Origin of the sequence: Rhodanobacter lindaniclasticus (genome assembly GCF_004799035.1) — a bacterium.
GTDB classification, from domain to species: Bacteria; Pseudomonadota; Gammaproteobacteria; order Xanthomonadales; family Rhodanobacteraceae; genus Rhodanobacter; species Rhodanobacter lindaniclasticus.
Window position 1 is genome coordinate 1 of sequence record NZ_MWIO01000036.1, and the last position, 25,984, is coordinate 25,984.

The following is a 25,984-nucleotide window of genomic DNA, read 5'->3' on the forward strand; positions in this document are numbered from 1 at the left end:
CCTGTCTCGTGGGCTCGGTGGCGGAGTGCGCGGGGACAGGCTGCGGCTTGGGCAGGAAGACCATGTGCACCATGCCGTCGTTGCCGCTGCTGCCGGTCATCTCGCTGGTCTGCGTGTTGTAGGTGAGCGTATCGCCATGGGCCTCGCCGCGACCCTGCTGGTGCACCGAGGCCTGGCCCTTGAGCGTGGCGATGCCCTTGATGTTGTCGTAGTCGAGCGTGTGCGCGTCGCCGGACATCAGGTTGCCGGCGTCGTCCAGTTGCTGGATATGGGCGTTGCCGGTGACCACGATGCGGCTCAACTGCTGGTTGCCGTCGACGTGGATCTTGGCCAGGTCGCCGGTGATCTTCAGCGTGCCCTGACTCAGTTCGACGTTGCCGTTGAGCGTGGTGACACTGTTGGGTGCGTTGAAGCCGCTGAACGAATCGGCATGCACCACCCGCATCGGCTGGCTGCGGTCATCCTTCCTTGCCAGGGCGGGCTGCAGCAGCAGCGCTCCCAGCACGAGCAGGGCGAGCCGGAGCATTCCGTGACTGCGGAAAGAGGATGCCGTGGACGTCATGGAGGAGTTCCAGGTGGTTGTCAGAGAGATTGGCGCGCATGCCGACCCCGTTCATTCTACTGTCGCCTTGCGTCAGCTGGGCGGGTTGGGCTGTTTCCAGGCGGTTTTCCCGCGGCCAGGCGGTGACTTCCGAGGTCAGCACGCCGGCCTCGGGACGGCTTGTGCCCTGCGCGTCGGTGAAAGCGTCCCGATGCAGTTCGACCGGCCCCTGCAGCTTGAGCAGCGTGCCCGGCTTGTTGACCCAGCCGTAGCGCGACTTGCCCCGCCACGGCGGCACGTCGGCCTGCTCGGCCGGGATCTGGAACGTGGGCGAGTCGAGGTACAGCGACTCGTCGCCTTCGCGCCGGTCCACCCGCGGTGCCTGCAGGTACACGCTGGGTTTGCCGTCCACGCCGAACTCGGTGACGCGGGCATCGTTCAAGGTGTAGCTCGAGCGCGGCGGGCCGACGAAGTCGCGTGCGCGCGGCGCCGGGCCCAGCCACCACAGCAGCAGCTGGCTGGCGCCCGCGGCGAGGCCGACCAGCACGATCGCGACCGGCAGGCGCCGGTCGCGCAGCCACTGGCGCAAGTTCACCGCCAATGCTCCCGCTCGGCGTCGCCGTGGCCTTGGGCGTGGAGGATGAGGTCGCATACCTCGCGCGCGGCGCCTTCGCCGCCGCGCGCGCGCGTCTGCCAATGGGCCGCCTCGACGATCCACGGATGCGCGTTGGCCACCGCCACGGCCAGGCCCGCCATGCGCATCGGCGCCAGATCCGGCAAGTCATCGCCGACGTAGGCCACCTGTGCGGGTTGCAACTGCAACGCGTCGAGCAGTTCGGCCAGGCAGGCGCGCTTGTCGCCCTGACCCTGGTAGACGTGGGCGATGTCCAGCTCCTCGGCGCGCAACGCCACCGGGTGGCTGATCCGCGCGGTGATCAGCGCGACTTGCACGCCGCAGGCCTGCAGGCGTTTCAGGCCCAGCCCGTCGTGCACGTGGAACACCTTGGTCTCGCGACCGTCCTCGCCGTACCACAGGCGGCCGTCGGTGAGCGTGCCGTCGACGTCGAACACGGCCAGGCGGACCTGCGCGGCGCGGGCAAGGATGTCGTCGGGGAGGTTGGCCAGGTAGTTGGGCACGGCGGGATTCTGGAGAGCCAAGATCAAGAGCGGCGTGTTTGATTTTTCTGATGCGGCAAGCCGCATCAGACCACGCGCGCACGAAGCAGATCGTGAATGTTCAGCGCGCCGACGACGTGCTGTTCGTCATCGACCACCAGCAGGGCGTGGATCTGGTGCTTCTCCATCAGCTGCGCCGCCTCGGCGGCCAGGCGTTCGGCGCCGATCGTCTTGGGCCCGCGGGTCATCAGGTCGGCGACGCGGGCGCCGCGCAGGTCGACCTCCTCGTCGTCGAGCGCGCGGCGCAGGTCGCCGTCGGTGAACACCCCCAGCAGGCGCTGGTCGGCATCCACCACGGCGGTCATGCCCAGTTGCTTGCGGGTCATTTCCATCAGCGCCTTGGTGAGCGAGGCATCGGGCGGCACGCGCGGCACGTCGTCGCCGGTGTGCATCACGTCGCTGATGTGCAGCAGCAGGCGCCGGCCCAGCGCGCCGGCCGGGTGCGAGCGGGCGAAGTCGTCCGCGGTGAAGCCGCGCGCCTCCAGCAGCGCGATCGCCAGCGCGTCGCCAAGCACCAGCGCCACCGTGGTGCTGGTGGTCGGCGCCAGCCCGAGCGGGCAGGCTTCGCTGGAGATGCTGCCGTCCAGGTGCACGTCGGCCTCGCGCGCGAGCGACGACGTGGCGCGCCCGGTGACCGCGATCAGCGGGATGCCCTGGCGCTTGATCACCGGCAGGATGAACAGCAGTTCATCGGTCTCGCCCGAGTAGGAGATTGCCAGCACCACGTCCTGCGGCAGGATCATGCCCAGGTCGCCGTGGCTGGCCTCGCCCGGGTGCACGAAGAACGCCGGCGTGCCGGTGGAGGCCAGGGTCGCGGCGATCTTGCGCGCCACGTGGCCGGACTTGCCCATGCCGCTGACCACCACGCGGCCCGCGCAGCCCAGGATCAGGCGGCAGGCCGCCACGAAGTCGTCGCCGATGCGCGGCTCCAGCGCCGCGAGCGCGGCAGCCTCGGTGGCGATCACGGTGCGCGCGCTGCGGGTGATGGCGTCGGGGTTTGGTGCGTTCGGCGCGGGTGGGGCGATGCGTGCGTTCATGGGGACTCGGATGGGAGAAGGGCGCCGGTGTCGTTTCTGTGCCAGAAGAATTCCATTACCATGGCATATTCGCATTTTAACGTCTTTGCCAGCCCATGGTGCCGCCACGCGGCCTGACATGGTGCCGCCGGCACGACTCCGTATGGAACACTCATGGACCCCAGCCGCATACAGGCGATGATTGAAGCAGGCCTGCCCGGCGCCCGGGCCCAGGTCGAAGGCGTCGACGGCGTGCATTTCGAGGCCACCGTGGTCGCCAGCCAGTTTGCCGGCAAATTGCCGCTGGCGCGGCACCGGCTGGTCTACGCCACCCTGGGCGAGCTGATGGGCGGCGCGATCCACGCGCTGGCGCTGCGAACCCTCACGCCCGAGGAGGCCGACGCGGGGGATTCGTGACCCGGGCCTTCCGAAAGCCGCATCCCGCCATCATCTGCACTTGACGCTGTTCCTCCACCCCGTATTCCCGAATCCGAACATCCCATGGCCAAAATCCTCATCAACGGCGGCGTGCCACTTCATGGCGAGGTCGGCATTTCCGGCGCCAAGAACGCCGTGCTGCCGATCCTCGCCGCCTGCCTGCTGGCCGACGAGCCGGTCAGCATCGGCAACGTGCCGCACCTGCATGACGTCACCACTTTCATCGAACTGCTCGGCCAGATGGGCGTGCAGCTGGTGCTGGACGACCGCATGAAGATGCACGTCGACCCGCGCACCACCAGCACCTGCGTGGCGCCGTACGACCTGGTGCGCACCATGCGCGCCTCGATCCTGGTGCTCGGTCCGCTGGTGGCGCGCTTCGGTCAGGCCGAGGTTTCGCTGCCCGGCGGCTGCGCGATCGGTTCGCGCCCGGTCGATCAGCACATCCGCGGCCTGCAGGCGCTGGGCGCCGACATCACGGTGGAGAACGGCTACATCAAGGCGAAGGCGTCGCGGTTGAAGGGTGCGCGCGTCAGCATGGACATGGTCACCGTCACCGGCACCGAGAACATCATGATGGCCGCCACCCTGGCGCAGGGCACCACCATCATCGACAACGCCGCGCAGGAGCCCGAGGTGGTGGACCTGGCGCACTGTCTGATGGCGATGGGCGCGCAGATCGAGGGTGCCGGTACGTCGACCATGGTGATCCACGGCGTCGAGCGCCTGCACGGCGCCGAGTACAGCGTGCTGCCCGATCGCATCGAGACCGGCACCTTCCTGGTCGGCGCGGCGATGACCGGCGGCAAGGTACGTGCGCGGCACGCCCGCGCCAACACGCTGGACGCGGTGCTGGCCAAGCTGGAGGAATCGGGCGCGCAGATATCCATCGGCGAGGACTGGATCGAGCTGGACATGGGCGGGCGTCGGCCGAAGGCGGTCAACATCAGCACCGCGCCGTACCCGGCGTTCCCGACCGACATGCAGGCGCAGTTCACCGCGCTCAACTGCGTGGCCGAAGGCACCGGCGTGGTCACCGAGACGGTGTTCGAGAACCGCTTCATGCACGCGCACGAACTGCAGCGGCTCGGCGCCGACATCCGCCTGGAAGGCAACACCGCGATCGTGCAGGGCGTGAATCACATGAGCGGCGCGCCGATCATGGCCACCGACCTGCGCGCCTCGGCCTGTCTGGTGCTGGCCGGCCTGGTCGCCAGCGGCGAAACTGTGGTCGACCGCGTCTACCACATCGATCGCGGCTACGAGAACATCGAGGAAAAACTCGGCGTGCTCGGCGCGCGGATCCGGCGCTTGCCGAGCTGATCCCGGCCGTTGGCCGAAGGGTGCAGGGCGGGCACCGCCCGCCGCTCTTGGTGATACATCGAAAACCGGCGGGCAGTGCCCGCCCTACGCTGTGGCGGTCATTGCGGGGTGTAGCTCACCAGCTCCATCGTGAGCTCGCCGCCGTCGTGCTGCGACAGCTTCACCGGCAAGGGATAGCGGGCGGGTGCGTACCACGCGCTGAAGCCGCGATCGGCGTCGGTGCGGTCGACACGCTTGGCCTGGAAGCTGCCGGCGGGAACCTGGATGGCCTCCGTGCCGGCCACCTTGAACCGCTGGGTCTCCACCTTCTGGCGCACCGCCACTGCCAGCGCCACCTGCTGCTGGCCATCCCGCAGGGCCACGCCGAGCGCCAAAGGCAAGGTATTGCGCTCGACGATCCCCGGTCGGGCCGGGTAGGTCTCGCTGCCCTTGTTGCCTTCGACGTGCACCTGGTGGGTGTTCCAGTCCACGCGCAGGTGGCGCTGCTTGTCCTTGATTCCCGTCTGCAGCTTGTAGTCGTAGCTGATCGCCTCGGGCAGCTCGCCCTTCCAGCGGAAGCGCGAGGTCTCGTCCACGCTGGCGCCGAGCAGCGCGGCGAGGCCGCCGGTGCCCTTGACCGCCTTGCGGTAGGTCCACTGGCCGTTGCCGTCGTCGTGCAGGCTGATTGTGGCGGTGCCCATCGGGCTGCCGCCGCGCGACACCTTGTAGGTGGCGGTGAAGGCGCTCGGCGTGGTGGCCGCGGTGGCGGTGCCGAGCCAGAGGGAAAGGGCCAGCAGGGTGGCGAGCAGGGGGCGCATGGTCATGCCCGGAGTCTGCCCGCACCGGCCTGAATGGCGCATCACTCCAGGCCGCGGTCGCCCAGCAGCAGCGGGGCCGACAGCGGCTGCCCGGCGTAGTGGGCCCCGTCGTCGCGCCATTGCAGGCGACCGCTGGCGAGCAGGCCGAGCACGGCCGGCAGCAGGCGGTGTTCCAGCGGCAACAGGCGTTCGGCCAGGCGCTGTTCGTCGTCGCCGGCCTCGATCGTCAGCCGTGCCTGGGCGATCACCGGGCCGCCATCGAGCTCGGCGGTGACGAAGTGCACGCTGACGCCGTGTTCGGCGTCGCCGGCTTCCAGCGCGCGGCGATGGGTGTGCAGGCCGCGGTACTTCGGCAGCAGCGAAGGATGGATATTGATCACGCGGCCGACCCACGGGCGCAGGGCCTCGGCGTCGATCACGCGCATGAAACCGGCCAGCACCAGCAGCTCGGCACCGCTGGCGGCGACGCGATCGAGCAGGTCCAGGTCGTAAGCGCGGCGGTCGGGATAAGCCTTCGGCGACAGCGCCAGGGTAGGGATGCCGGCCGCTTCGGCCAGGCGCAGCGCGCCGGCGTCGGCCTTGTCGCTGGCCACGAGGGCGAATTCCACCGGCAGGGTGCCGGCGTCGCGTGCGGCGATCAGTGCGGCGAGATTGCTGCCGCGGCCGGAGGCGAGGACGGCGATGCGGGGAGGAACGGCCATGGATACGTCTGCCTGAACCCGTTCTCCCCGTGCGCAGGCGCATCGCGCCGGCGTCGAGGGGCCCTTCGACTTCGACCCTTCGGGTCTATGCTCGGGGCGAACGGGGATGGATGAAGTTCAACCGATGTGGACGCGCTCGTCGCCCCGCGCCTTCACTACCTCGCCGATCACCGAGCTGGCCAGCCCGTGCTGCGCCAGCAGGGCGGACGCGTCGGCCATGGCGTCGGGCGGCAGGATCACGGTGAAGCCGATGCCGCAGTTGAACGTGCGCCACATTTCCTCGCGCGCCACCTGACCTTCGCGCCTCAGCCAGTCGAACACCGGCGGCAGCACGATGGCGGCGGCGTCCAGCGCGAGACCGAGGCCGTCGGGCACCACGCGGATGATGTTTTCCTTCAGCCCGCCGCCGGTGATGTGGGCGAGGCCGTGGACCGGGATGCGGGAAGAGCCGGCGCCGAGCAACTCCAGCATCGGCTTGACGTAGATGGTGGTCGGCGCCATCAGCGCGTCGGCCAGCTTCACGCCGTCCAGGTCCAGCTCGAGCGGGTTGCCGGCGCGGTCGAGGATCTTGCGGATCAACGAATAGCCGTTGGAGTGCGGACCGCTGGAGGCGACGCCCAGCACCACGTCGCCGGCGACGATCGACGCGCCGCTCAGCATGCGTGACTTTTCCACCGCACCGACGGTGAAGCCGGCCAGGTCGTATTCGCCGGGCGGGTACATGTCGGGCATTTCGGCGGTTTCGCCGCCGATCAGCGCGCAGCCGGCCAGTTCGCAGCCCCTGGCGATGCCGCCGACCACGGCCACCGTGGTCTCCACGTCCAGCTTGCCGGTGGCGAAGTAGTCGAGGAAGAACAGCGGCTCGGCGCCCTGTACCAGCACGTCGTTGACGCACATGCCGACCAGGTCGATGCCGATCGTGTCGTGCCGGCCCAGCTGCTGGGCAAGCTTGAGCTTGGTGCCGACGCCGTCGGTGCCGGAGACCAGCACCGGTTCCTGGTAGCGGCCGGAGAGATCGAACAGGCCGCCGAAGCCGCCCAGCCCGCCCATCACTTCGGGACGGAAGGTGCGCTTGACCAGCGGCTTGATGCGTTCGACCACGGCATTGCCGGCGTCGATATCGACCCCGGCGGCGCGGTAGGTGAGGGCGTCGGACATGGCGGAAACCGGCGTGGAAGAAACGCGCAAGTTTAGCAGGATGCGCAACGGCCACGCGCCGCCTCCGGTTGCTGGACATGGCGGGGACCGCCACGGCAACAACGCAAATGCCTGGCAGGATGCGCAACCGAAACCCGCCGCGCCCGGCTGCCGCCGTGCCGCACGGATGGACGCTGCGGGCGGGATTGGGCAGACTTCACCGGTGTTTTCTTCAGGATGATCGCCGTGCCCATGCGCCTGCACCGTCTGTGGATCGTGTTCCTGCTGCTGGGGTTGGCGGCGCTGCCGCGCCTGCATGCGCAGGCCGGCGGCTCGCCGTATTCGGTCACCGTGCCGGTGACCGACACCAGCGACGAGCAGCGCGACCAGGCGTTCTCCACCGCGCTGGCGCAGGTGATGGCGCGGGTGGCCGGCGGCCAGGACCTGCGCAGCAACCCCGGCTATGCCGAGGCGCTGGGCAGCGCCAGTTCGCTGGTGCAGAAGTTCCAGTACCAGCGCGCCGCCACCGGCCTGGTGCTGGACGTGGATTTCGCGCCGGCCTCGGTGCGCCGGTTGATCGGCAAGCTCGGCGTAGCCAGCGCGGGCATCAAGCCGCCGGTGCTGCTGCTGGTGCAGCAGGCCAACGGCGGCGCCGTCGATCCGGCGCAACTGGCCAACCTGGCCACCGCCGCCGCGGCGCGCGGCACCACGGTGGTATTCCCCCAACCCGGCAGCGAACCCGATCCGGCGCTGGTCGCGGCGGCCGACCCGGCCACGCTGGCGCGCATCAACCGGCAGTACCACACCGGCCTGGTCCTGCTCGGCAAGCTGCATGACGGCACGGCGGACTGGACGCTGATTTCCGGCGGCCAGGCGCAGCGCTGGAGCAACCAGGGTACGGATGAGGATGCGGTGCTGGCCGATGCCGGCAACGGCCTGGTCGACCGGCTGGGCAAGCAGCTCAACGTGATCGGCTCGGCGACCAGCGAAGGCAAGCTGTGGATCAGCGGCGTGGATTCGGCCGATGAGTACGCCAGCCTGCTCGCCACGCTCGACAACGATCCCTCGGTACGCCAGGTGACCACGATCGGCGCACTGAACGACGGCGTCCTGCTGGACGTCAGTGCATCGGTACCGATCACGGCGCTGGCCACCAGCCTCGCCGCGGGCGGGCGCCTGTTGCTGCAGGGCGAGCCGCACGAAGGCGCGGACGCCAACCTGCGCTGGCTGCGGTGAACGGCGTGGAGCGAGTGAATCAGGACAAGGAGATCTCGCGGCGCTGGCAGCTGTTCGCGCTTGTCGCCGTCATCGTCTACCTGCTCTGGCTGCTGGCGCCGGTGCTGATGCCGTTCGCGATCGCCGCGATGCTGGCCTACCTGGGCGATCCGCTGGCCGACCGGCTGGAGCGGCTGGGGCTGAAACGGATGTGGGCGGCCACGATCGTCTTCGTGGTGATCCTGGTGGTGGTCGTCGGCGTGCTGCTGCTGCTGATCCCGCTGGTTGCGCGACAAGTAGAGAACCTCATCAGCAACCTGCCGCGCTACGGCGACTGGGCGCAGCACGTGGCATGGCCCTGGCTGCAAGCGCAGTTGCACCTCGATCCGCACATGTTTGACAGCGATCGCCTGGTGACGGCGATCAAGGAACACATCGGCTCGATCGGCGGCGTCGCCACCGCGGTGATCGGCAAGGTGTCGCGCTCGGGCGTCGGCATCGCCATGTGGCTGACCAACCTGGTGCTGATCCCGGTGGTGGCGTTCTACCTGCTGCGCGACTGGGATCGGCTGGTGGCCACCATCGACGGCATGCTGCCGCGCTCGGTGCAGCCGACCATCGCCCATCTGGCGCGCGAGTCGGATGCCATCCTCGGCGCCTTCGTGCGCGGCCAGCTGCTGGTGATGCTGGCGCTGGGCGTGTTTTACGGCACCGGCCTGGGGCTGGTGGGGTTGTCGGTGGGCCTGCTGATCGGCATGGTCGCCGGCCTGCTCAGTTTCGTGCCGTATCTCGGTTTCATCATCGGCTTCGTCGCCGCGATCATCGCCGCGCTGGTGCAGTTCGGCGACTGGGCCCACGTGCTGATGGTGTGCGCCGTGTTCGCGCTGGGCCAGTTGCTGGAAGGCTATGTGCTGGTGCCGAAGCTGGTCGGCGACAAGATCGGCCTGCATCCGGTGGCGGTGATCTTCGCGGTGCTGGCCGGCGGCTACCTGTTCGGTTTTCTCGGCGTGCTGCTGGCCTTGCCGGCCGCGTCGGTGATCGTGGTGTTGCTGCGCTACCTGGTCGAACGCTACCGGATGAGCGAGCTGTACAACGACGAGGGCCCTGCCGATCCGGTAATTGCCGAGGTGGAGGTGGCCACGCGTGCCGATGGCGCCGCCGCCGCCGAGGCGCAGGTAACGCCTGCGGCAGGGGACCGGCCGGTCGAATGAACCCGCAACTGCCGCTCGCCCTGCGCTGGCCGCGACGCCAGCGCTTCGAGCATTTCCACGCCGGCGCCAATGCCGCGGTCCTGGCCGCGCTGCGCAGCTTCGCCGTCGAAGCCGGTGCGCCGTGGATCTACCTGCATGGCGTGTCCGGCAGCGGCCGCAGCCATCTCCTGCTGGCGACCTGTCAGGCCGCCACCGCGGCCGGCCGGCGCGTGCAGTACCTGCCGCTGGCCACGATGGGCGATCCCGCGGCCGCCTTGCGCGGCGTCGCCGGCAGTGAGCTGCTGGCGCTGGACGATCTCGGCACCATCGCCGGCAACCGCGACGCGGAGCACGCGCTGTTCGACCTCTACAACCGCGCGAAAACCGAAGGCCATGCGCTGCTGTTCGCCGCCGATGCCACGCCTGCGCAACTGGGCATCGAGCTGCCCGACCTGCGTTCGCGCCTCGGCGCCTGCACCCAGTTCGCGCTGAAGCCGCTGGACGACGACGAACGTCGCGCGGTGCTGAAAGCGCAGGCGTCAGCACGCGGCATCGAGCTGGACGACAGCGTGCTCGACTGGCTGTTCGCCCGCTATGCGCGCGACCTCGGCGCCTTGCTCGACCTGCTCGACAAGCTGGACGCCGCCTCGCTGGCTGCGCAGCGGCGCGTCACCATCCCGTTCCTGCGCGAGTTCCTGCGCGAGGGCGGCGCTGCCGCGTCCTGACCGGCGTCAGGGTTTGCCGACCTCGGCATCCAGCCGCGCCATCACCGCGTCGGACACGCGGGCGCAGCGCCGGCCCATGAAGGCGAATGCCTCGCCGACGGTGGTGGCGAGCTTGTCGTGCAGCGCAGCGCGCAGCTGGCGGCGGGCGCGGTGCAGGCGGGTTTTCACCGTCTCCGGCTTGATGCCGAGCTGGCTGGCGGTTTCCTCCACGCTGCATTCCTCGACATCGCGCAGCATGTAGACCACGCGAAAGGCGGGCGGCAGTTCGTCGATGGCGTGTTCGAGCAGATGACGGATCTGCGCGCGGGCGGCGGAGGCGGCGGGATCCTCGCTGCCGAAGGCCGAGGGGAAGCGGATGATCTGATGGGTGTCGTCGGGTGCGGCGTCCACTTGTTCCAGTCCCACCATGGTGTGGCGCTTGCGCAGGCGGCCACGGGCCTCGTTGAGCACGATCGTGGTCAGCCAGGTCGACAGGGTCGCCTCGCCGCGGAACGAATCCAGCTTGTGATAGGCACGCATATACGATTCCTGCAGCACGTCTTCCGCTTCCGAGTCGTCGCCGATCACGGCACGCGCAACGCGGAACAGGCGCTGGTTGTAGCGCTGCATGATGTGTCGGAACGCCGGGCGTTCGCCGTCGAGGACGCGCGCCACCAGCGCGTGGTCGTCCAGCGAGGCGTAATCGACGAGTGCAGTACGGGCTTGGTTGGGCATGGTGTCCTCCTTCTACACCCGATCGGATGCGTTTGCATGTCGGAAGGTTCCCGTGCGCTGGCCCCCGGGCCGGGCCCCGGGAACCGCTGCGCCGCTGCTGCATCTGATGGGCACGGGCGGCCGCTGCGTGCCGCCCATCCATGCAAGGAACCATCCATCATGAACAAGCCGCTGTTTGCCCTCGTCCTCGGTCTGGCCCTGGCCGCCGGTCCCGCCATGCACGCCGAGGCGGCCGCACCGGCACCCGATGACGCGCAGATCGCGCACATCGCCTATACCGCCGGTGCGATCGACGTTACCGCGGCCAAGCAGGCGCTGCAGAAGTCGCACAACCCCGTGGTGCGCGCCTTCGCCGAGGAAATGGCCCGCGACCACGCGGCGGTGAACGAGCAGGCGCTGGCGCTGGTGAAGAAGCTGGGCGTGACGCCCGAGGACAACGCGACCAGCCAGTCGCTGGCCAGCGCCGCCGCGGCCGAGCAGACCAAGCTCGCCGCATTGAATGGCGAGGCCTACGACAAGGCCTATGCCGCCAACGAAGTCGCCTTCCACCGGACTGTCAACGGCGCGTTGAGCGGCACGCTGATCCCCGCGGCGCAGAACGCGGAGCTGAAGTCGCTGCTGGAAACCGGGCTGAAGCTGTTCCAGTCGCACCAGATGCATGCCGAGCATCTGGCGCAGAGCCTGAAGTAGGGAGTGCGACATGCTTCGCATGATGCTTTGGCTCGGCATCGCACTGGCGGTGGTCGGCGGCTTCGCGCCGGCCACCGCCGCCGGCGCGGCGGCCGCTCCGCGCGTGCACGTGGTGGTGATCGACAAGATGGCCTTCGGCCCGATGCCTGCCGACGTTCGCGCCGGCGACATCATCGAATGGGCCAATCACGGCATCCTCGAACACAGCGCCACCGCCCGTGACGGCAGTTTCGACGTCGACCTCAAGCCGGGCGCCACCGTGCGCATGACGGCGAAAGCCGGCAGCTTCGCCGTCTTCTGCAAGTTCCACCCGACGATGCAGGCGAACCTGCTGGTGAAGTGAGGCGTCGGCGCTGCGCCGGGCCGGGCGGTTCGCTCAGGCCTTGAGCAGCGCCGGTGTCGCCTGTTGCCCGATGGCGTCGACCATCGCCTTGGCCACGTTGAGGTTGCCGGCGATGAGGTTGCCGCTTTCCGGAATGCCGTCGCGGCCGGCGAAATCGCAGTAGCGACCGCCGGCCTCGTGCACCAGCAAGACGCCGGCGGCCATGTCCCAGGGCTTCAGGCCGATCTCGAAATAGCCGTCGTAGCGACCGGCGGCGACGTAGGCCAGGTCCAGCGCGGCGGAGCCGGAGCGGCGGATGTCCTCGGCCTGGCCGAGGATGGCGCGGGTCATGTCCAGTTGCGGGCCCAGATGCTCGCGCTGGCGGAACGGAAAGCCGGTGGCGATCATCGCGCCGCCCAGGTTCTCGCGCTTGCCCACGCGCATGCGGCGGTCGTTGAGATAGGCGCCGTCACCCTTGCTGGCGGTGTACAGCTCGTCGCGCAGCGGGTCGAAGATCACCGCGTGGATCGGCACGCCCTTTTCCAGCAGCGCGATCGACACGCAGAAATGCGGGATGCCGCGCAGGTAGTTGTGGGTGCCGTCCAGCGGGTCGATCACCCAGGTCAGCGGGCCCTTGCCGGTCGCGCCGCTTTCCTCGGCGAGGACGGCGTGGTCGGGGTAGGCGCGGCGCAGTTCCTTGACGATTTCCGCCTCGGCCAGCTTGTCGACCTCGGAGACGAAGTCCATCTGCTGCTTCTCGACCACGTGCAGGCCGTCGATGCGGTTCATGTAGCGCAGGATCACATTGCCTGCGGAACGCGCGGCGCGCGCCGCGATCGTGACGTGTGGTCTGGCCATGGGTATCGACTTTGGAAGAGAGCGGGGTTTGCGGCCGCCGATTCTAGCAGGCCGCCCGCCGCTGCGGGCGGAAAGCGGCCGGTCACGACGCTTGTCCGTTATCCTTGCGTGTTCCGCCCGCCACGCCGATCCACGCATGCCCGATACCGCCGACCTCGCTGCCCGCCTCCGTTTCGTGCTGGCGCGCACCTCGCATCCGGGCAACATCGGCAGCGCGGCGCGGGCGATCCGCACGATGGGTTTCACGCGGATGGAGCTGGTCAACCCGGCGCATTTCCCCGACCGCGAGGCGAACGCGCTGGCGGCCGGTGCCGACGACGTGCTCGAGCATGCCGGCGTGCACGGCGAGCTGGTCGACGCGCTGACCGGCTGCAGTTTCGCGCTGGGCCTGTCGGCGCGCCGGCGCGGCATCACCCTGCCGGAACTCGGGCCGCGCGAGGCGGCGCGACAGGCGCTGGCTGCCGCGGAACGCGGCGAGCAGGTGGCGCTGCTGTTCGGCAACGAGCGCAGCGGGCTGGCCAACGAGGAACTGGCGCACTGCCACGCGATGGTGCGGATTCCCAGCGTGGACGATTTCAGCTCGCTCAACCTGTCGCAGGCGGTGCAGGTGATGGCATACGAATTGCGCATGGCGGCCCTGGGCGACGAAGTGCCCGCACCACCGCCGGAGCACGACGAGCCGCTCGCCGACGCCGCCCTGATGGAACAGTTCTACCGCCATCTGGCGCAGACGCTGGACGACATCGAGTTCCACAAGGGCCGCGAACCGACCACGATCATGCTGCGCCTGCGCAAGCTGTTCCAGCGCGCCCAGCCGGACCAGCGCGAGTTGCGTGTGCTGCACGGCATTCTGGCCGACGCGCAACGCATGGCCACCCTGGCGAAACACAAGTAGCCCGCTTTGCTACTGCTCGTCGTCGGCGGGTTCCATCGACGGGGCCGGGGTGACCAGCAGCTTGTCGATGCGGGCGCCGTCCAGGTCGACTACCTCGAAGCGGATGCCGCGCCAGGCGAATACTTCGCCGACCAGCGGCACGTGACCCAGCGCGGTCATCACCATGCCCGCGACGGTGCGGAAATCGTGGTCGTCCTCGCCCGGCAGTTCGCTGGTGTGCAACAGTTCGCGCAGGTCGTCGGTCGACAGGCTGCCGTCGATCAGCCAGCTGCCGTCAGCGCGCCGCATGATCGGGCCCTCCTCGTTGCCGCTGCCGTGACCGATCTGGCTGGCGCCGACCACCGCCGCCAGCAGGTCGTTGACGGTGACCACGCCCTCGATGTCGCCGTATTCGTCGACCACCAGGGCCAGCGGCGTTTCCGCGTCGCGGAATTCCTCCAGCAGGTCCAGCGCGCGCGCCGTGGCCGGCACGAACAGCGGCTTGGCCAAGTGGCCGAACAGCTCCGGCGTGCCTTCGGCGAAACCGTGCAGCAGGCGCTTGACCTCGACCACGCCGACCACCTCGCTCTCGTCGCCGCGGTACACCGGGTAGCACGAATACGGAGTCGCGCGCAGCACCTCGATGTTTTCCTCGCGGGACGCGGCGATGTCCAGCCACGCGATGCGCATGCGCGGCGTCATCACGCTGTCCACCGTGCGGTCGCCCAGGCGCAGCACGCGGTTGACCATGTTGTGCTCGTCCTCGTCGATCACGCCGGCCTCGACGCTCTCGGCGACCAGCAGGCGGATCTCCTCCTCGGTCACCACGCCGCGGCCGTGCGTGTCGACGCGCAGCAGGCGCAGCAGCAGGCCGCTGGATGCGTTGAGCAGCCACACGAACGGCGAGGTGATCCGCGCCAGCACCAGCATCGGGATGGCGGCCCAGGACGCCACCTTCTCCGGCGCGGCGAGCGCCAGCCGCTTGGGCACCAGTTCGCCGATCACGATCTGGATGTACGAGATCAGCGCGAAACCGAGCACGATGCCGGCGCCGCGCGCGTACGGCAGCAGCCAGGCCATGTGCTCGCCGCTTAGCGCGGCGGCGATGTGGGCGCCCAGTGCATCGCCGGCGACCGCGCCGGTGACCAGCATCACCAGGGTGATGCCGACCTGCACGGTGGAGAGGAATCGCTCAGGTGCCTCCGCGTGGCGCAGCGCGGCCGCGGCCCGGCGGCTGGTGCGGGCCATCTGCTTGAGGCGGCTGGGCCGCGACGCGACCAGGGCCATCTCCGACAACGCGAAGAAGCCATTGCACAGCGCAAGCACGAAGACGAGCGCGATTTCGGTCAGCATCGCGGCGATGGTGTCGGAGGGTGCATGGGCACAGTGTAAGGGCAGCGGGGCTCCGCTTCACGTGGATATTGATGCATGGCAGCACGGGCATCCTGTAACATTTCCGTCATTCCGCTCCTTCAGGCATGGCCAGCATGTTTTCACTGCAGACGATTTTCGGCAAAGGCGACAAGTTCTACGGCTTGCTTGAACAGAGCGCCAGCGCCGCCAGCGAAAGCGCTCAGGCCCTGCACGACCTGCTGACCAAGCCGGATCAGGGCTCGGTGATGGCGCGCTTCGCGGCGACCCGTGCACGCGAGAAGGAGCTGGCCGCGCAGATCAGCGAAGGACTGGTGAACACCTTCGTCACCGCGCTGGATCGCGAGGACATCGAGGCGCTGAACTCCTCGCTGTACAAGATCCCCAAGACCATCGAGAAGTTCGCCGAGCGTTACGAGATCGTCTCCGCCCGCCTGGGCGGCGTGGATTTCGCGCAGCGCGCGCAGGTGCTGCTGCATTCCAGCGAGGTGGTGGCCGAGATGGTCGGCGAGCTGCGCAACGGCCTGCGCATCGACCGCGTGAAGAAGCTGCAGGATCGCCTGCAGGCACTGGAGTCGGAGGGCGACCGCATGTTGCTGGCGCCGTACCGCACCCTGTATGTCGAAGGCAGCGACGCCATGCGCGCGATGCTGGCCAAGGACCTGTTCGAGCTGATCGAGAAGGCCATCGACAAGTGCCGCGACGTGGGCAACATCGTCTACTCGATCGTGTTGAAGAACTCCTGAGGGCCCGCTCGTGACCCTGCGCCTTCCGCCTCGTTCGGCCGCCGGCCGCCGCCTTGCCGCGGGAGTCCGCGCATGAGCGTCGTCATCGCGGTGGTGGTGATCGCGCTGGCGTTCACCTACATCAACGGCTTCCACGACACCGCCAACTCCATCGCCACGGTGGTGGCCACCAAGGTGCTCAGCCCCGGCCAGGCCGTATTGATGGCCGCCGGCACCAACCTGGTCGGTGCGTTCCTCGGTACCGCCGTGGCGGCCACGATCGCCTCGGGCCTGATCAATGCCGGCGTGCTCGAGGTGAGTTCCCAGCTGCTGATCTGCGCGCTGCTGGCGGCGATCGCGTGGAACCTGATCACCTGGTGGCTGGGCCTGCCGTCGAGTTCCAGCCATGCGCTGATCGGCGCCCTGGTCGGCGCCGCGCTGGCCGCGTCGGGCAACGACTTCGACGCGGTGATCTGGGCCCATGGCAGCTGGCTCAAGGGCAGCGGCGTCATTCCCAAGGTAATCATCCCGATGGTGCTGTCGCCGGTGGGCGGGTTCATCATCGGCTTCATCGTGATGGGCGCGCTGTACGGGCTGTTGTCGTGGTTTGCCAGCCGTCATGGCTGGTCGCGCCGGCTTGGCCGCACGCCGTTCGTCAACGCGTTTTTCGGCAAGGCGCAGATCCTCTCGGCCGGCGCCATGGGCGTGGCGCACGGCATGAACGATGCGCAGAAGAGCATGGGCATCATCGCGCTGGCGCTGGCTGGCGCCACCGCGGCGCATCAATTCGACCATCTGCCGTGGATACTCGGCTTCCTGCGCATCGACGAGAACCCGGCCGGCGGCTTCGTGATCCCGGTGTGGGTGAAGGTGGTCTCGGCGCTGACCATGGCGGCGGGCACCGCCGGCGGCGGCTGGCGCATCATCAAGACGCTGGGCCACAAGATGGTCAAGCTGCATCCGATCAACGGCTTCGCCGCCGAAACCAGCGGCGCGCTGGTGATCCTCAGCGCGTCGGTGTTCGGCATCCCGGTGTCGACCACCCACATCGTGTCGTCCTCGATCATGGGCGTGGGCGCGGCCAAGCGCTTCAGCGCGATCCGCTGGTCGGTGGTGGAGCGGATGGTGTGGGCGTGGATCCTGACCCTGCCGATCACCGCGCTGCTGGCCTACGGCTTCGTGATGGCGTATCGCGCGGCGTTCTGAGCCGCCGCTACAAGGCATCCTCGTCGCTGGCGATGACCTGCTCCAGGCGGTCGCCCAGCTTGCCCAGCACGCGGATCACCCGGTCCAGCTCCGCGGCGTCGAGAAATTCGTACAGGCGGTTCTCGCACAGGTGCAGGTAGGGCGAACCGTCCAGGTCGGCCACCGCCAGGAAACCGGTGCGCTGTTCCCAGTTGAAGCGCAGGCAGCGCTGCGGGTCGGTGCCGGCAAGCGGACCGATCGGGGTGGATACGCGCAGGTAGCGGCGGCCCGATTCGCCCTCCAGCTCGGCGAGATAGATGCCCTGATGGCGCCCGCGGCCGAGCGCCAGATCGAAGCTGATCAGGTACGGGTCGTTGTGGTGCAGCTGGTGCGCGCCGGCAAGGTGGGAGCGCACGGCTTCGAAGTGGCGCATGGTGCCATTCCCGTGGGACAGAGCCCGAGGTTACTCTGTCGGGCACCGCCTGCCGAGTCGGCGGGTTGAACCGGAGTACCCATGCAAGACCGCAACGCCCGCATCTATGCCGCCATCGCCGCGATTCCGCCCGGCCGCGTGGCCAGTTACGGCGCGATCGCGGCCCGCGCGGGGCTGCCGGGGCGGGCGCGGCTGGTCGGGCGGCTGCTGGGCGAGGTGCCCGACGGCATGGAGTTGCCGTGGTTCCGTGTGCTGCGGGCCAGCGGTCATGTCGCGATGCCGCCGGGCAGCCGCGGCTTCCGCGAACAGTGCCGCCGGCTGCGTGCCGAGGGCGTGGAGGTGGTCAACGGCCGCGTGCCGCTGTCGCGCTTCGGCCTGGACGGCAACCTCGACCACGCGCTGTGGGGCTGGCCCGACGCGTGAGTTGCTCCGCTACTCTGCGTCGCCGCGGCGACGTCCGGTCGGCTTGAACGGCTGGTCGAACTGGCGGATGAAGTCGCGCACCTGCGGGTAGACCGTTTCGCGCCAGCGGCGGCCGCTGAAGATGCCGTAGTGGCCGGCACCTTCGATCACCCGGTGCGCGCGGCGCTTCGCCGGGATGCTGCTGCACAGGTCGTGCGCCGCCTCGGTCTGGCCCAGGCCGGAGATGTCGTCCAGCTCGCCCTCGATGGTCAGCAGCGCGCTGTGCCGGATCGCGACGGGCTCCACGCGTTCGCCGGCGACGTCCCATAGCCCGCGCGGCAGCAGCGCCTGCTGGAACACCTTCTCGATCGTGTCGAGGTAGAACCGCGCCGGCATGTCCAGCACGGCGTTGTACTCGTCGTAGAACTTGCGGTGCGCCTCGGCGTCTTCCTGGTCGCCGCGCAGCAGGTCCTGGTAGAAGTCCCAGTGCGAGCTCATGTGCCGGCCGGGGTTCATCGTGATGAAGCCGGCGTGCTGCAGGAAGCCCGGATATACCTCGCGCCCGTGCCCCGGATATTTCGGCGGCACGGTATGGATCACGTTGCCCTTGAACCACGCCAGCGGACGGGTGGTGGCCAGGTTGTCGACGCTGGTGGGGCTGCGCCGCGGGTCGATCGGGCCGCCCATCATGGTCAGGCTGCGCGGGGTGGCTTCGCCGCGTGCGGCCATCAGCGACACCGCCGCCAGCACCGGCACGGTGGGCTGGCACACGGAAATGACATGCAGCGATTCGGCGCCGATGTGGCGGATGAAATCCTCCACGTAGGCGACGTAGTCGTCCAGGCTGAAGGTGCCGTCGGCGGCCGGCACCATGCGCGCGTCGATCCAGTCGGTGATGTACACCTTGTGGTCGCGCAGCAGGGTGCGCACGGTGTCGCGCAGCAAGGTGGCGTGATGGCCGGACAGCGGCGCCACCACCAGCACCACCGGGTCCTTCTTCATCTTCTCGATGGTGGCCGGATCGTCGCTGAAGCGCTTGAAGCGCTTGAGCTGGCAGAACGGCTTGGCCAGCGCCACCCGCTCGATCACCGCGATTTCCTGCCCGTGCGCCTCGGCGACATGGATGCCGAATGCGGGCTTCTCGTAATTCTTGCCCAGCCGGTAGACCAGCTCGTTGGCGGCGGACAGCCGCTGCACGCCGGGCCAGGCGGCGAACGGGTTGCCGCGGGCGTTGAGCATGCGGGCGTTGGCCTCGGCGAAGTAGCTCAGCGGGCCGAGCAGCGAGCGCTGCCATTCATGGATTTGATAGAGCATCGGGGTGGGGGTGGCCGTGGTCGTAATCCCCTGCATCTTAGCGGGAATGACCTAATCGTGTTGCAATGCCGCAGAAACTTGGGTCTCAACCTGCGCGGCGGCAGCGCAGCAGGACTTCGTCCACGCCGTCGGTGTCGCCCAGTCCCTCGCGCCAGCGCAGCGGCTGCTGGAAATGCAGGCCCAGCGGCATGAACACGCGGTTGTACCACCACATCGCGCGTTCGCGCTGGTGGTCGAGGAACCACTCGGCCAGTGCCAGCAATCGCGGCGAACTCGGCTGCATGCCGTAGACCGCGCTGTGTTCCAGCACGAAGCCGTGTTCGGCCAGCAGGGCGAGGATCTGCGCCGGTTCGTAGCGGCGGCAGTGGCCCACGCAGTCGTCGAACGCGGTCCATGCCTGCGGGTGCAGCGGCACCGACAGCAGCACGCGCGCGCCGGGCGCCGCCACGCGGGCCAGTTCCGCCAGCGCGCCGTGATCGTCGGCGACGTGTTCGAGGATGTCCAGCGCGCAGACCAGGTCGAAACTGGCATCGCGCCATGGCAGCGCACCGATCATGCCGTGCACCGCGGTGGCGCCGCTGGCCCGCAGTCGTTGCACCGCGGCATGGCTGAGGTCGACGAAGCAGGTGCCGCGCAGCGGCAGCCGCGGGCGTAGTCCGGGCGCCACTTCGAGCCGGCGCGGCGCTTCATGCGCCAGCGCCTGCAGCAGCGGCCAGGTATTGAAGCGCGAGGGTTCGACCAGGTTCGCCCCGGCCCACAGCGGCTCGTAGAAGCCGCGGTTGCGACGGATCAACTCGTCGTTGTTGCAAGGCTCGGCGGCGGGCAGGGAGGGCATCGGCCGATTGAACCGCGTCCGCGCTGTGCAATACGTGAAGCTCAGCGGATCTGGCGCAACTCGGTGCCCGCGACGAGGTCGTGCAGCGCGCGCCGGCGCGGGTCGAACAGGGCCACGGCAAACCATGCAGCCCATGCTGCCAGCAGCAGCCACAGCGTGGTACGCAAGCCCAGCGTGGGCGCCAGCATCAGCAACAGCATCGGCGCGGCCGCCACCAGCAAGCGCAGCACCGCCTGCTGCAAGGTCGGCGCGGCGCCGGCGCGATCGGTCACGCGGATGTGCCACGGCCGCATGCCCACGGTCTGGCCACCGCGCAGCCACGAGCCGACGAAGTATGCCGACACCACCAGCCCCTGCAGCGGCCGATACCACGCCGGCACCTGCGCGTGATCGGCGCCCTGCACCAGTTGCCCGCCGGTGGCCAGCTGGCTGAGCAGGCCCACCACCATCACGATCGCCACCACGATCAGCAAGTCGTAGACCAGCGCGAGCAGGCGTCGCCACAGCGGGCAGGGCGGGGCGGTGGGCGCGTCGGAACGGTCGGGCATCGGCATCGGATCGCTTGCGTGGAGCGCGCGCGATGGTCAGCATCGTGCGCATGGACAAGGAAGAAAACCCCGCCAGTATCGCCGAAGCCGATCGCCGCGGCATCGCGCTGTTCATCGAACGGGTGTGGTCGGAGGACGGCCTGGCCGAGCGCACGCTCGAAGCATACCGGCGCGATCTGGAAGCGCTGGCGCGCTGGCTGGCGTCGCGTGGACGCAGCCTGCACACGGCCACGCGCGAGGACATCTCCGCCTACCACGGCACCCAGGCGGCGGCCGTCCGCTCGATCGCGCGGCGGCAGTCGGCGTTTCGCCGCTACTACGCCTGCGTGGCCCGCGACGAGCCGGATTTCGTCGACCCCACCTTGCTGATCGAGCGACCGAAAATGCCGCGCAGCCTGCCCAAGGCGCTGGCCGAACGCGAGATCGAGGGCCTGCTCGGTGCGCCCGACACCGGCACCGTGCTGGGCCTGCGCGACCGCGCCATGCTGGAGCTGATGTACGCCTCCGGCCTGCGCGTGTCCGAGCTGGTGGAACTGCCGCTGGCGGCGCTGAACACCCGCCAGGGCGTGCTGCGGATCACCGGCAAGGGCGGCAAGGACCGACTGGTGCCGGTGGGCGAGGAGGCGCTGGCGCGCATCGGCGAATATCTCGCCAGCGCCCGGCCGGCGCTGGCCCGCGGCCGGCAGCCCGCGGCGCTGTTCCTGAGCAACCGCGGCGAAGGCATGAGCCGGCAGATGTTCTGGACCCTGGTCAAGCGCTACGCGCAGCAGGTCGGCATCCACGCCAGGCGCATCTCGCCGCACGTGCTGCGCCACTCCTTCGCCACCCACCTGCTCAACCACGGCGCCGACCTGCGCGCGCTGCAGATGCTGCTCGGCCACAGCTCGCTCAGCACCACCCAGATCTACACGCTGGTGGCGAAGGAAGGGCTGAAACGGCTGCACGCGCAGCATCATCCGCGCGGGTGAGCGGGAATGTGGGCGCGGTGGTTCGAAGCTTCACCGTAGGAGCCCGCTCGCGGGCGATGCTTTCGCTTCGGCCGAATCCTCAAAAGCATCGCCCGCGAGCGGGCTCCTGCGATGGCGGGGTTGGATTCGGGTGGACGTGGCCCTGTGCGGCGGGCACGACTCTCGCCGGAATGGCGGCTTTCGACATTGTCGATTTGCCGGGATGCCGTTCGTCGTTGGGTGGAAGCCCCCTGTTCGCGAGGAATCATCAACCATGAAGCTCTACTGGTCCGACGTGTTGAAGCCGCGCTCCGCGTGCGCGGTCGCCAAATACCTGGAATCCCCCGTTGAATACGTCTATCTCGACCTCGGCCGCGGCGAGCACCGCCGCCCCGACTACCTAGCGCTCAATCCCAACGGCAAGGTGCCCACCCTGGTCGACGGCGCGCTGGCGCTGTGGGAGACGGACGCGATCATGTGCCACCTCGCCGCGCGCTGCGACTCGGAGTTGTGGCCGCAGGACGCACGCCAGATCGAGGTGATCCGCTGGTTCAGCTGGAACCACCAGCACTTCACCCAGCCCGGCGGCGCGCTCTACTTCGAGCACATCATCAGGCCGCGCTTTGGCCTGGGCGAAGCCGACGCCGCCGAAGTGGAGCGGGCTTCGCACGAATGGCGCCGCGCCGCAGCGGTGCTGGACGGCCATCTGCAACATCGCCGTTACGTGGTCGGCGACTCGCTCACGCTGGCCGATTTCGCGCTCGCGGTGGCGCTTCCGCACGCGACCCGCGCGCACATTCCACTGGCCGAATTCCCCGCCGTCCAGCGCTGGCACGAGCGCATGAACGAGCTCGAGGCCTGGCGCGAACCCTTCCCCGAGATCGCCGTGGCCGCCTGATTCGCGCTGATTGTCGATCTGCGCCCGCGCCGTTCGTCATCCCTGCAGAGCACCCCGCCGGAGAATACCGATGCAACTCGTGAGCTACCTGTTTTTCAAGGACAACGCCGCCGAAGCCTTCGACTTCTACGCCCGCTGCCTGGGCGGCCAGATCGCGATGAAGGTGACCATGGGCGACATGTCCGGCGATGCGGCGCCGCCCGCCACCCGCCACCTCATCGCCCACGTGCGCCTGCAGGTGGGCGATGCCGTGCTGATGGGCTCGGACTGGTGCAATCCCGACAGCGGCCCGTATCCGGGCATCCACGGCAACGCCGTGTCGCTCAGCGTGGACCAGCCGCAGGAAGCCGAGCGCCTGTTCGCCGCCTTGTCCGACGGCGCGCAGGTGAGCATGCCGATGGCCGAAACGCAGTGGGCACTGCGCTTCGGCATGCTCACCGACCGCTACGGCGCGATGTGGATGGTCAACTGCAACCGGCCGGCCTGAGCGCAAGGTCTACGGCCTACGACAGGCAGCTGCGTCTGCGCCTCGACGCAAGCGATGCATGCATCGAGGCCATGGAGGGAGGACGCGCGGTGCGCGCGGCTACCGGCGATCAGTCGCGCCTGGCTGCCGACGAGGCCAGAACAGCAGGCCCGTGGCCACGATCACATTGAGAAGAGCGATGCCCGCCAGAATGGAGGTGCCCTTGTCGGCGGCGCCGGTCGGGTACGTCGCCTGCAGCAGGGAAGCGGCGCCGGGGCGAAGGCCGAAGGCATCCTGAGCAACGTTGGTGGCGACATGAAAGCCCAAGGCAAGTGGCAGGCTTCGCCAACGCGCAAAGATGGCCCCGAATACCAGGCCCGCCGTCAAGACTGCGGCGAGGACACTCAGCCACGGGATCCCCGCCTGAAGGTGCAGGAGTGCGAATGCGCCCGACGTCGCCACCACGGTTGCGGGTGCGCCCCAGCAAGCCGTCAGGCGAACGAAAAGATATCCCCGGTAGACCAGTTCCTCACCCACGTTATTGAAGAAGTGGAAGAGTGAGGCGAGAACAAGGGCGCTCACATCAAAGGTCGGGTTGGGCCTCCAGGACGCACTCGTTGCCACGGTGACCATGACCATCCACAAGCCGGCGAGGATGGCACCGGCCATGAGACCGTGGACGAAACGAGCGGTCTTTCGCTGGCCGGCGCCGAGGCCAAGCGTGGACCACGGCAATCCATCGCTCCGCAGTGCGCGGCTTGTGAGCCACGAGGTGGTCGTGGCGAGGACGATGACGGGGAAGAGCCCGGCCGTGGGGCCGCGAAGACTCGTCGGAGGGAAGTTGAGGAGAAACAGGTAGAGCAAGACGCAACCCACTGCGCCCAGCACGAAGAGGAGGGGATGTTTCCAGGATGTGGTCATCCAGGGCTCCAGGTGCGAGTGAAGGCTTGACGCTTGAATCAAGCCGGGCCGCGACGCGGATTCGGATGGGCGCCTGCATCAGAACGATGGCGGATGCCGGTGTACGCGGCTGCTGTCAACGTCTGGAGCGCCATGGAATCCACTGTTTGCCCTGGCCTGAGCTTTACGTGGCGCATGAACTTGCCGGTGCCTTCCAGCAAGTGTTCCGGATCTTCCAGCTCCGGGCCGAGGAAGAAGCCGACGTTGACATGGTGGGTGAATGCATTGACGTAGCCGAACGCCGCGTCACCGACGCACGCGGTGGGATGCCCATCGTGCAACAGCTCCCGAACATCATCACCGCAGTTGCGCATTACCTCGAACCATTGTCGTGCAATGGAGCCAAGAGGCCCGGAATGTTCCTGCATCCAGGTATCGACGGCCGGGTCGCGTCTGACGGCACTCGGAAATCGCATCAGTCGAGTCATGGCTATCCTCCTGGCGCAAATGGAGCGTGGCCTGTCAAGGAAGATCTCAGCAGGCTGTCATCATATTGGGAGAAGGGGTGGCCTGTGAAACTGCTCGGAACCGATTTAATTGGCCACGTTCCCTTCAATTGCCGAGTCAGCGTGCGCGCCGGTAGTGCACGGCGACCGCCCCGTTGCGAAGCGGCGTGGCCGAGACCAGCTCCAGTCGTCGCGTGCCGGGCAGCCCTTCCTGGTACAGGGTCGGGCCATGACCGGCGATCCTGGGATGGACGAGGAACTTGTACTCGTCGATCAGCTCCAGCCGATCCAGTTCGGTCGCAAGCTTGCCGCTGCCGAGGAGCACGCCGCCCGGTGTCGCGTCCTTGAGCTTCTGCATGCCCGTGCGCAGGTCGCCGGCGACATGGTGGCTGTTGGCCCAGGGGAAATCCCTTCGCGTCGAGGACACCACGTACTTCGGCTTGGCCTCCAGCTTGACCGCCCACTCGCGCATCGCCGGCGCTGCTTCCACCTCGCCGCGGGCGACCGCCGGCCAGCAGCTCTCCATCATCTCGTAGGTGACGCGGCCCCACAGCATCGCGCCGCTCTCGTCCATGAGCCGGGTGAAGAACGCGTGCGTCTCGTCGTCGGCGATGCCTTCCTGATGGTCGACACAGCCGTCCAGGGTGACGTTGATGCTGAAGGTCATGAGGCCCATGATGTCGTCCGTATGGGAGAGCAGAACAGAGTCGGATTCTGAGGCCTGCCCGATTTAATCAGCCGCGTCTCCTTTATCTACGGGATGCCAGAACGAGATGTCCGGCGGCCCCGCAAGCAAGGCTTCCGCGGACCGGATGAAGGACTGGATGTGGGGTTGCTGCATGTGCGGCCCCAGGAACGCTGCCCGGCCGGGCCATCGTTCGATGAGCGTGATCCGCGCCGGGTCGGCAGCGTCCTGCAACATGGTGATGCCGGCGCAATCCGGCTCGACCGATTGCACCGTGGCGATCAGCGCGGAAATCGCCCGCGTGGCCGCAGCCGCCTGGTCGGGTAGGGCGCGATAGTGCACGAGCACCACGATGGGGCGGCTTTGTGCCGGCTCCTCGGCGCGACTCGTGGTATCGCGATCACGTTCGTAGTGCTTCATCCAGTCGAACGCAGGCAACCAGGATTCCCGGCGGATGGTCCACAGCTCGTAGGTGGGTTTGAACTGGTTCGGCGCATCGAGGGAACCCAGGTTCACCTCGATCTCGTTCCCGCTGAGCGAGAACACCGACGAGCCGCAACGCGGACAAAAGTGCCTCCCCGCATACTCACCCGTTTCGCTTTCCACCGTCACGGCCTGCCGCGGGAACACCGCCGACACGTGGAACAAGGCGCCGTGGTGCTTGCGGCAGTCGAGGCAATGGCACACGCCGACCCGATCAGGCTGCCCTGTCGCGACGATGCGGACACTGCCGCACAGACACCCACCGGCGACCTCGTTCATGCGATCTCTCCTCGGGCGAAATTCGGGACAGGATAGAACGGCACTTGTTTGAGGGCCGTTCGTCCCCGGATCGAGTCCGGGGCGGCCCCTGGGGAAGGTCTGAGCAAGCCGTCATCCCAGCGAAAGCTGAGATCCAGCGCCTCGGCAACCATTTGAAGGCACTGGATTCCAGCTTTCGCTGGAATGACGAGCAAAGACTTGATCAGAGCATCTCTGGGCGTAGGTCGAAGTCGAAGTCTGGTGTAAATGGAACCTAGCCAATTAAATGTAGGGCGGTTTCAAGGTCCACG

Annotated in this window: 32 protein-coding genes; 14 read left to right on the plus strand and 18 right to left on the minus strand. The window is 68.4% G+C overall.

Translation table 11 applies throughout. The features are described from left to right. The 4 genes from lptA to B1991_RS13235 all read right to left on the minus strand — a co-directional run. Positions 1–526 (minus strand): lipopolysaccharide transport periplasmic protein LptA (gene lptA, locus B1991_RS13220; RefSeq protein WP_246031168.1); only part of this gene is annotated, 526 nt, incomplete at its 3' end. Continuing rightward, the gene (gene lptC / locus B1991_RS13225) at positions 459–1,136 is read right to left on the minus strand and encodes an LPS export ABC transporter periplasmic protein LptC (RefSeq protein ID WP_136259148.1); all 678 of its coding nucleotides are present in this window, start codon (positions 1,134–1,136) and stop codon (positions 459–461) included. The genes lptA and lptC, both read right to left, overlap by 68 nt. Continuing rightward, positions 1,133–1,678 carry a KdsC family phosphatase gene (locus tag B1991_RS13230; protein WP_136259149.1) on the minus strand — a complete coding sequence of 182 codons (546 nt, stop codon included), beginning with the start codon at positions 1,676–1,678 and terminating at the stop codon, positions 1,133–1,135. Before B1991_RS13230 ends, lptC begins: the two co-directional genes overlap by 4 nt. A 65-nt stretch (positions 1,679–1,743) precedes the next feature. Beyond that, complete coding sequence (locus tag B1991_RS13235; protein ID WP_136259150.1) at positions 1,744–2,754, minus strand: KpsF/GutQ family sugar-phosphate isomerase; 1,011 nt, start codon at positions 2,752–2,754, stop codon at positions 1,744–1,746. A gap of 153 nt (positions 2,755–2,907) precedes the next feature. Here B1991_RS13235 and B1991_RS13240 point away from each other — a divergent pair, with 153 nt between their 5' ends. Together B1991_RS13240 and murA are read left to right on the plus strand one after the other, a co-directional pair. Beyond that, positions 2,908–3,150 carry a BolA family protein gene (locus B1991_RS13240; protein ID WP_136259151.1) on the plus strand — a complete coding sequence of 81 codons (243 nt, stop codon included), beginning with the start codon at positions 2,908–2,910 and terminating at the stop codon, positions 3,148–3,150. A gap of 84 nt (positions 3,151–3,234) precedes the next feature. Then, entirely contained in the window at positions 3,235–4,494 is a 1,260-nt protein-coding gene (gene murA, locus B1991_RS13245) for a UDP-N-acetylglucosamine 1-carboxyvinyltransferase (protein ID WP_136259152.1), read from the plus strand. A 98-nt stretch (positions 4,495–4,592) separates the two neighbouring features. Here murA and B1991_RS13250 read toward each other — a convergent pair whose 3' ends face one another. The 3 genes from B1991_RS13250 to purM all read right to left on the minus strand — a co-directional run bounded on the left by B1991_RS13250 (position 4,593) and on the right by purM (position 7,150). Next, entirely contained in the window at positions 4,593–5,297 is a 705-nt protein-coding gene (locus tag B1991_RS13250) for a DUF3108 domain-containing protein (protein ID WP_136259153.1), read from the minus strand. 35 nt (positions 5,298–5,332) lie between these two features. Continuing rightward, a complete protein-coding gene (gene purN, locus B1991_RS13255) occupies positions 5,333–5,992 on the minus strand; it encodes a phosphoribosylglycinamide formyltransferase (RefSeq protein WP_136259154.1) in 660 nt (219 codons plus the stop codon). 117 nt (positions 5,993–6,109) lie between these two features. Continuing rightward, positions 6,110–7,150 carry a phosphoribosylformylglycinamidine cyclo-ligase gene (gene purM / locus B1991_RS13260; RefSeq protein ID WP_136259155.1) on the minus strand — a complete coding sequence of 347 codons (1,041 nt, stop codon included), beginning with the start codon at positions 7,148–7,150 and terminating at the stop codon, positions 6,110–6,112. Positions 7,151–7,381: 231 nt separating this feature from the next. Here purM and B1991_RS13265 point away from each other — a divergent pair, with 231 nt between their 5' ends. From B1991_RS13265 to hda, 3 genes are read left to right on the plus strand one after another with little or no spacing between them, the layout of a single operon-like run. Further along, a complete protein-coding gene (locus B1991_RS13265; protein WP_136259176.1) occupies positions 7,382–8,365 on the plus strand; it encodes a DUF2066 domain-containing protein in 984 nt (327 codons plus the stop codon). Between the two features lie 14 nt (positions 8,366–8,379). After that, entirely contained in the window at positions 8,380–9,555 is a 1,176-nt protein-coding gene (locus tag B1991_RS13270; RefSeq protein WP_136259177.1) for an AI-2E family transporter, read from the plus strand. Then, positions 9,552–10,259, plus strand: coding sequence for a DnaA regulatory inactivator Hda (hda, locus tag B1991_RS13275; protein ID WP_136259156.1), 708 nt, complete (start codon positions 9,552–9,554; stop codon positions 10,257–10,259). The genes B1991_RS13270 and hda overlap by 4 nt, the downstream gene beginning before the upstream one ends. 6 nt (positions 10,260–10,265) lie before the next feature. Here hda and B1991_RS13280 read toward each other — a convergent pair whose 3' ends face one another. Next, the gene (locus tag B1991_RS13280) at positions 10,266–10,973 is read right to left on the minus strand and encodes an RNA polymerase sigma factor (RefSeq protein ID WP_136259157.1); all 708 of its coding nucleotides are present in this window, start codon (positions 10,971–10,973) and stop codon (positions 10,266–10,268) included. Between the two features lie 159 nt (positions 10,974–11,132). Here B1991_RS13280 and B1991_RS13285 point away from each other — a divergent pair, with 159 nt between their 5' ends. Beyond that, on the plus strand, positions 11,133–11,663 hold the full coding sequence (locus B1991_RS13285; RefSeq protein ID WP_136259158.1) for a DUF4142 domain-containing protein: 531 nt from the start codon (positions 11,133–11,135) through the stop codon (positions 11,661–11,663). A gap of 10 nt (positions 11,664–11,673) precedes the next feature. After that, on the plus strand, positions 11,674–12,006 hold the full coding sequence (locus B1991_RS13290; RefSeq protein ID WP_136259159.1) for a cupredoxin domain-containing protein: 333 nt from the start codon (positions 11,674–11,676) through the stop codon (positions 12,004–12,006). 33 nt (positions 12,007–12,039) lie between these two features. Here the strand turns inward: B1991_RS13290 and B1991_RS13295 are convergent, their stop codons facing one another. After that, positions 12,040–12,843: an inositol monophosphatase family protein gene (locus B1991_RS13295; protein WP_136259160.1), complete on the minus strand. Its 804-nt coding sequence runs from the start codon at positions 12,841–12,843 to the stop codon at positions 12,040–12,042. 136 nt (positions 12,844–12,979) lie between these two features. On the opposite strand from B1991_RS13295, the gene B1991_RS13300 reads away from it, so the two are divergent. Then, positions 12,980–13,738, plus strand: coding sequence for an RNA methyltransferase (locus B1991_RS13300; RefSeq protein WP_136259161.1), 759 nt, complete (start codon positions 12,980–12,982; stop codon positions 13,736–13,738). A gap of 9 nt (positions 13,739–13,747) precedes the next feature. Here B1991_RS13300 and B1991_RS13305 read toward each other — a convergent pair whose 3' ends face one another. Further along, positions 13,748–15,070 carry a hemolysin family protein gene (locus B1991_RS13305; protein ID WP_136259162.1) on the minus strand — a complete coding sequence of 441 codons (1,323 nt, stop codon included), beginning with the start codon at positions 15,068–15,070 and terminating at the stop codon, positions 13,748–13,750. A gap of 134 nt (positions 15,071–15,204) precedes the next feature. Here B1991_RS13305 and B1991_RS13310 point away from each other — a divergent pair, with 134 nt between their 5' ends. After that, positions 15,205–15,834, plus strand: coding sequence for a DUF47 domain-containing protein (locus B1991_RS13310; protein ID WP_136259163.1), 630 nt, complete (start codon positions 15,205–15,207; stop codon positions 15,832–15,834). A 72-nt stretch (positions 15,835–15,906) separates the two neighbouring features. Next, a complete protein-coding gene (locus B1991_RS13315) occupies positions 15,907–17,019 on the plus strand; it encodes an inorganic phosphate transporter (protein WP_136259164.1) in 1,113 nt (370 codons plus the stop codon). Positions 17,020–17,026: 7 nt separating this feature from the next. Here B1991_RS13315 and B1991_RS13320 read toward each other — a convergent pair whose 3' ends face one another. Continuing rightward, entirely contained in the window at positions 17,027–17,431 is a 405-nt protein-coding gene (locus tag B1991_RS13320; protein ID WP_136259165.1) for a hypothetical protein, read from the minus strand. 81 nt (positions 17,432–17,512) lie between these two features. On the opposite strand from B1991_RS13320, the gene B1991_RS13325 reads away from it, so the two are divergent. Continuing rightward, the gene (locus B1991_RS13325; protein ID WP_136259166.1) at positions 17,513–17,854 is read left to right on the plus strand and encodes an MGMT family protein; all 342 of its coding nucleotides are present in this window, start codon (positions 17,513–17,515) and stop codon (positions 17,852–17,854) included. 9 nt (positions 17,855–17,863) lie between these two features. On the opposite strand, the gene B1991_RS13330 is transcribed toward B1991_RS13325, so the two are convergent. The 3 genes from B1991_RS13330 to B1991_RS13340 all read right to left on the minus strand — a co-directional run bounded on the left by B1991_RS13330 (position 17,864) and on the right by B1991_RS13340 (position 20,530). Continuing rightward, on the minus strand, positions 17,864–19,147 hold the full coding sequence (locus B1991_RS13330; protein ID WP_136259167.1) for a polyhydroxyalkanoate depolymerase: 1,284 nt from the start codon (positions 19,145–19,147) through the stop codon (positions 17,864–17,866). Positions 19,148–19,232: 85 nt separating this feature from the next. Further along, on the minus strand, positions 19,233–19,982 hold the full coding sequence (locus tag B1991_RS13335) for a class I SAM-dependent methyltransferase (protein ID WP_136259168.1): 750 nt from the start codon (positions 19,980–19,982) through the stop codon (positions 19,233–19,235). Positions 19,983–20,023: 41 nt separating this feature from the next. Further along, complete coding sequence (locus tag B1991_RS13340; RefSeq protein WP_136259169.1) at positions 20,024–20,530, minus strand: RDD family protein; 507 nt, start codon at positions 20,528–20,530, stop codon at positions 20,024–20,026. A 32-nt stretch (positions 20,531–20,562) separates the two neighbouring features. On the opposite strand from B1991_RS13340, the gene xerD reads away from it, so the two are divergent. The 3 genes from xerD to B1991_RS13355 all read left to right on the plus strand — a co-directional run bounded on the left by xerD (position 20,563) and on the right by B1991_RS13355 (position 22,862). After that, positions 20,563–21,498 (plus strand): site-specific tyrosine recombinase XerD, encoded by a 936-nt coding sequence (xerD, locus tag B1991_RS13345; RefSeq protein ID WP_425466693.1) that lies wholly within the window; start codon positions 20,563–20,565, stop codon positions 21,496–21,498. Between the two features lie 253 nt (positions 21,499–21,751). Continuing rightward, positions 21,752–22,375: a glutathione S-transferase family protein gene (locus tag B1991_RS13350; RefSeq protein WP_136259170.1), complete on the plus strand. Its 624-nt coding sequence runs from the start codon at positions 21,752–21,754 to the stop codon at positions 22,373–22,375. Between the two features lie 70 nt (positions 22,376–22,445). Next, the gene (locus B1991_RS13355) at positions 22,446–22,862 is read left to right on the plus strand and encodes a VOC family protein (protein ID WP_136259171.1); all 417 of its coding nucleotides are present in this window, start codon (positions 22,446–22,448) and stop codon (positions 22,860–22,862) included. A gap of 99 nt (positions 22,863–22,961) precedes the next feature. On the opposite strand, the gene B1991_RS13360 is transcribed toward B1991_RS13355, so the two are convergent. From B1991_RS13360 to B1991_RS13375, 4 genes are all read right to left on the minus strand, one after another. After that, positions 22,962–23,762, minus strand: coding sequence for a CPBP family intramembrane glutamic endopeptidase (locus B1991_RS13360; protein ID WP_136259172.1), 801 nt, complete (start codon positions 23,760–23,762; stop codon positions 22,962–22,964). 38 nt (positions 23,763–23,800) lie between these two features. Beyond that, complete coding sequence (locus B1991_RS13365; RefSeq protein WP_136259173.1) at positions 23,801–24,229, minus strand: DUF1801 domain-containing protein; 429 nt, start codon at positions 24,227–24,229, stop codon at positions 23,801–23,803. A 136-nt stretch (positions 24,230–24,365) separates the two neighbouring features. Beyond that, entirely contained in the window at positions 24,366–24,923 is a 558-nt protein-coding gene (locus B1991_RS13370) for a dihydrofolate reductase family protein (protein WP_136259174.1), read from the minus strand. 54 nt (positions 24,924–24,977) lie between these two features. Next, positions 24,978–25,694 (minus strand): GFA family protein, encoded by a 717-nt coding sequence (locus tag B1991_RS13375; RefSeq protein WP_136259175.1) that lies wholly within the window; start codon positions 25,692–25,694, stop codon positions 24,978–24,980. Between the last annotated feature and the right edge of the window lie 290 nt (positions 25,695–25,984).

What these genes read in the sequence shown, in the direction of transcription:
- B1991_RS13370 (WP_136259174.1), bottom strand. Translation starts at nt 24,923, where the DNA reads ATGGGCCTCATGACCTTCAGCATCAACGTCACCCTGGACGGCTGTGTC.
- B1991_RS13280 (WP_136259157.1), bottom strand. Translation starts at nt 10,973, where the DNA reads ATGCCCAACCAAGCCCGTACTGCACTCGTCGATTACGCCTCGCTGGAC.
- B1991_RS13295 (WP_136259160.1), bottom strand. Translation starts at nt 12,843, where the DNA reads ATGGCCAGACCACACGTCACGATCGCGGCGCGCGCCGCGCGTTCCGCA.
- B1991_RS13290 (WP_136259159.1), top strand. Translation starts at nt 11,674, where the DNA reads ATGCTTCGCATGATGCTTTGGCTCGGCATCGCACTGGCGGTGGTCGGC.
- B1991_RS13340 (WP_136259169.1), bottom strand. Translation starts at nt 20,530, where the DNA reads ATGCCCGACCGTTCCGACGCGCCCACCGCCCCGCCCTGCCCGCTGTGG.
- B1991_RS13235 (WP_136259150.1), bottom strand. Translation starts at nt 2,754, where the DNA reads ATGAACGCACGCATCGCCCCACCCGCGCCGAACGCACCAAACCCCGAC.
- murA (WP_136259152.1), top strand. Translation starts at nt 3,235, where the DNA reads ATGGCCAAAATCCTCATCAACGGCGGCGTGCCACTTCATGGCGAGGTC.
- purM (WP_136259155.1), bottom strand. Translation starts at nt 7,150, where the DNA reads ATGTCCGACGCCCTCACCTACCGCGCCGCCGGGGTCGATATCGACGCC.
- B1991_RS13325 (WP_136259166.1), top strand. Translation starts at nt 17,513, where the DNA reads ATGCAAGACCGCAACGCCCGCATCTATGCCGCCATCGCCGCGATTCCG.
- B1991_RS13285 (WP_136259158.1), top strand. Translation starts at nt 11,133, where the DNA reads ATGAACAAGCCGCTGTTTGCCCTCGTCCTCGGTCTGGCCCTGGCCGCC.
- hda (WP_136259156.1), top strand. Translation starts at nt 9,552, where the DNA reads ATGAACCCGCAACTGCCGCTCGCCCTGCGCTGGCCGCGACGCCAGCGC.
- B1991_RS13310 (WP_136259163.1), top strand. Translation starts at nt 15,205, where the DNA reads ATGTTTTCACTGCAGACGATTTTCGGCAAAGGCGACAAGTTCTACGGC.
- B1991_RS13265 (WP_136259176.1), top strand. Translation starts at nt 7,382, where the DNA reads ATGCGCCTGCACCGTCTGTGGATCGTGTTCCTGCTGCTGGGGTTGGCG.
- B1991_RS13250 (WP_136259153.1), bottom strand. Translation starts at nt 5,297, where the DNA reads ATGACCATGCGCCCCCTGCTCGCCACCCTGCTGGCCCTTTCCCTCTGG.
- B1991_RS13360 (WP_136259172.1), bottom strand. Translation starts at nt 23,762, where the DNA reads ATGACCACATCCTGGAAACATCCCCTCCTCTTCGTGCTGGGCGCAGTG.
- B1991_RS13330 (WP_136259167.1), bottom strand. Translation starts at nt 19,147, where the DNA reads ATGCTCTATCAAATCCATGAATGGCAGCGCTCGCTGCTCGGCCCGCTG.
- B1991_RS13240 (WP_136259151.1), top strand. Translation starts at nt 2,908, where the DNA reads ATGGACCCCAGCCGCATACAGGCGATGATTGAAGCAGGCCTGCCCGGC.
- B1991_RS13300 (WP_136259161.1), top strand. Translation starts at nt 12,980, where the DNA reads ATGCCCGATACCGCCGACCTCGCTGCCCGCCTCCGTTTCGTGCTGGCG.
- B1991_RS13375 (WP_136259175.1), bottom strand. Translation starts at nt 25,694, where the DNA reads ATGAACGAGGTCGCCGGTGGGTGTCTGTGCGGCAGTGTCCGCATCGTC.
- B1991_RS13355 (WP_136259171.1), top strand. Translation starts at nt 22,446, where the DNA reads ATGCAACTCGTGAGCTACCTGTTTTTCAAGGACAACGCCGCCGAAGCC.
- B1991_RS13365 (WP_136259173.1), bottom strand. Translation starts at nt 24,229, where the DNA reads ATGACTCGACTGATGCGATTTCCGAGTGCCGTCAGACGCGACCCGGCC.
- B1991_RS13350 (WP_136259170.1), top strand. Translation starts at nt 21,752, where the DNA reads ATGAAGCTCTACTGGTCCGACGTGTTGAAGCCGCGCTCCGCGTGCGCG.
- B1991_RS13335 (WP_136259168.1), bottom strand. Translation starts at nt 19,982, where the DNA reads ATGCCCTCCCTGCCCGCCGCCGAGCCTTGCAACAACGACGAGTTGATC.
- B1991_RS13320 (WP_136259165.1), bottom strand. Translation starts at nt 17,431, where the DNA reads ATGCGCCACTTCGAAGCCGTGCGCTCCCACCTTGCCGGCGCGCACCAG.
- B1991_RS13305 (WP_136259162.1), bottom strand. Translation starts at nt 15,070, where the DNA reads ATGCTGACCGAAATCGCGCTCGTCTTCGTGCTTGCGCTGTGCAATGGC.
- xerD (WP_425466693.1), top strand. Translation starts at nt 20,563, where the DNA reads ATGGTCAGCATCGTGCGCATGGACAAGGAAGAAAACCCCGCCAGTATC.
- B1991_RS13315 (WP_136259164.1), top strand. Translation starts at nt 15,907, where the DNA reads ATGAGCGTCGTCATCGCGGTGGTGGTGATCGCGCTGGCGTTCACCTAC.
- purN (WP_136259154.1), bottom strand. Translation starts at nt 5,992, where the DNA reads ATGGCCGTTCCTCCCCGCATCGCCGTCCTCGCCTCCGGCCGCGGCAGC.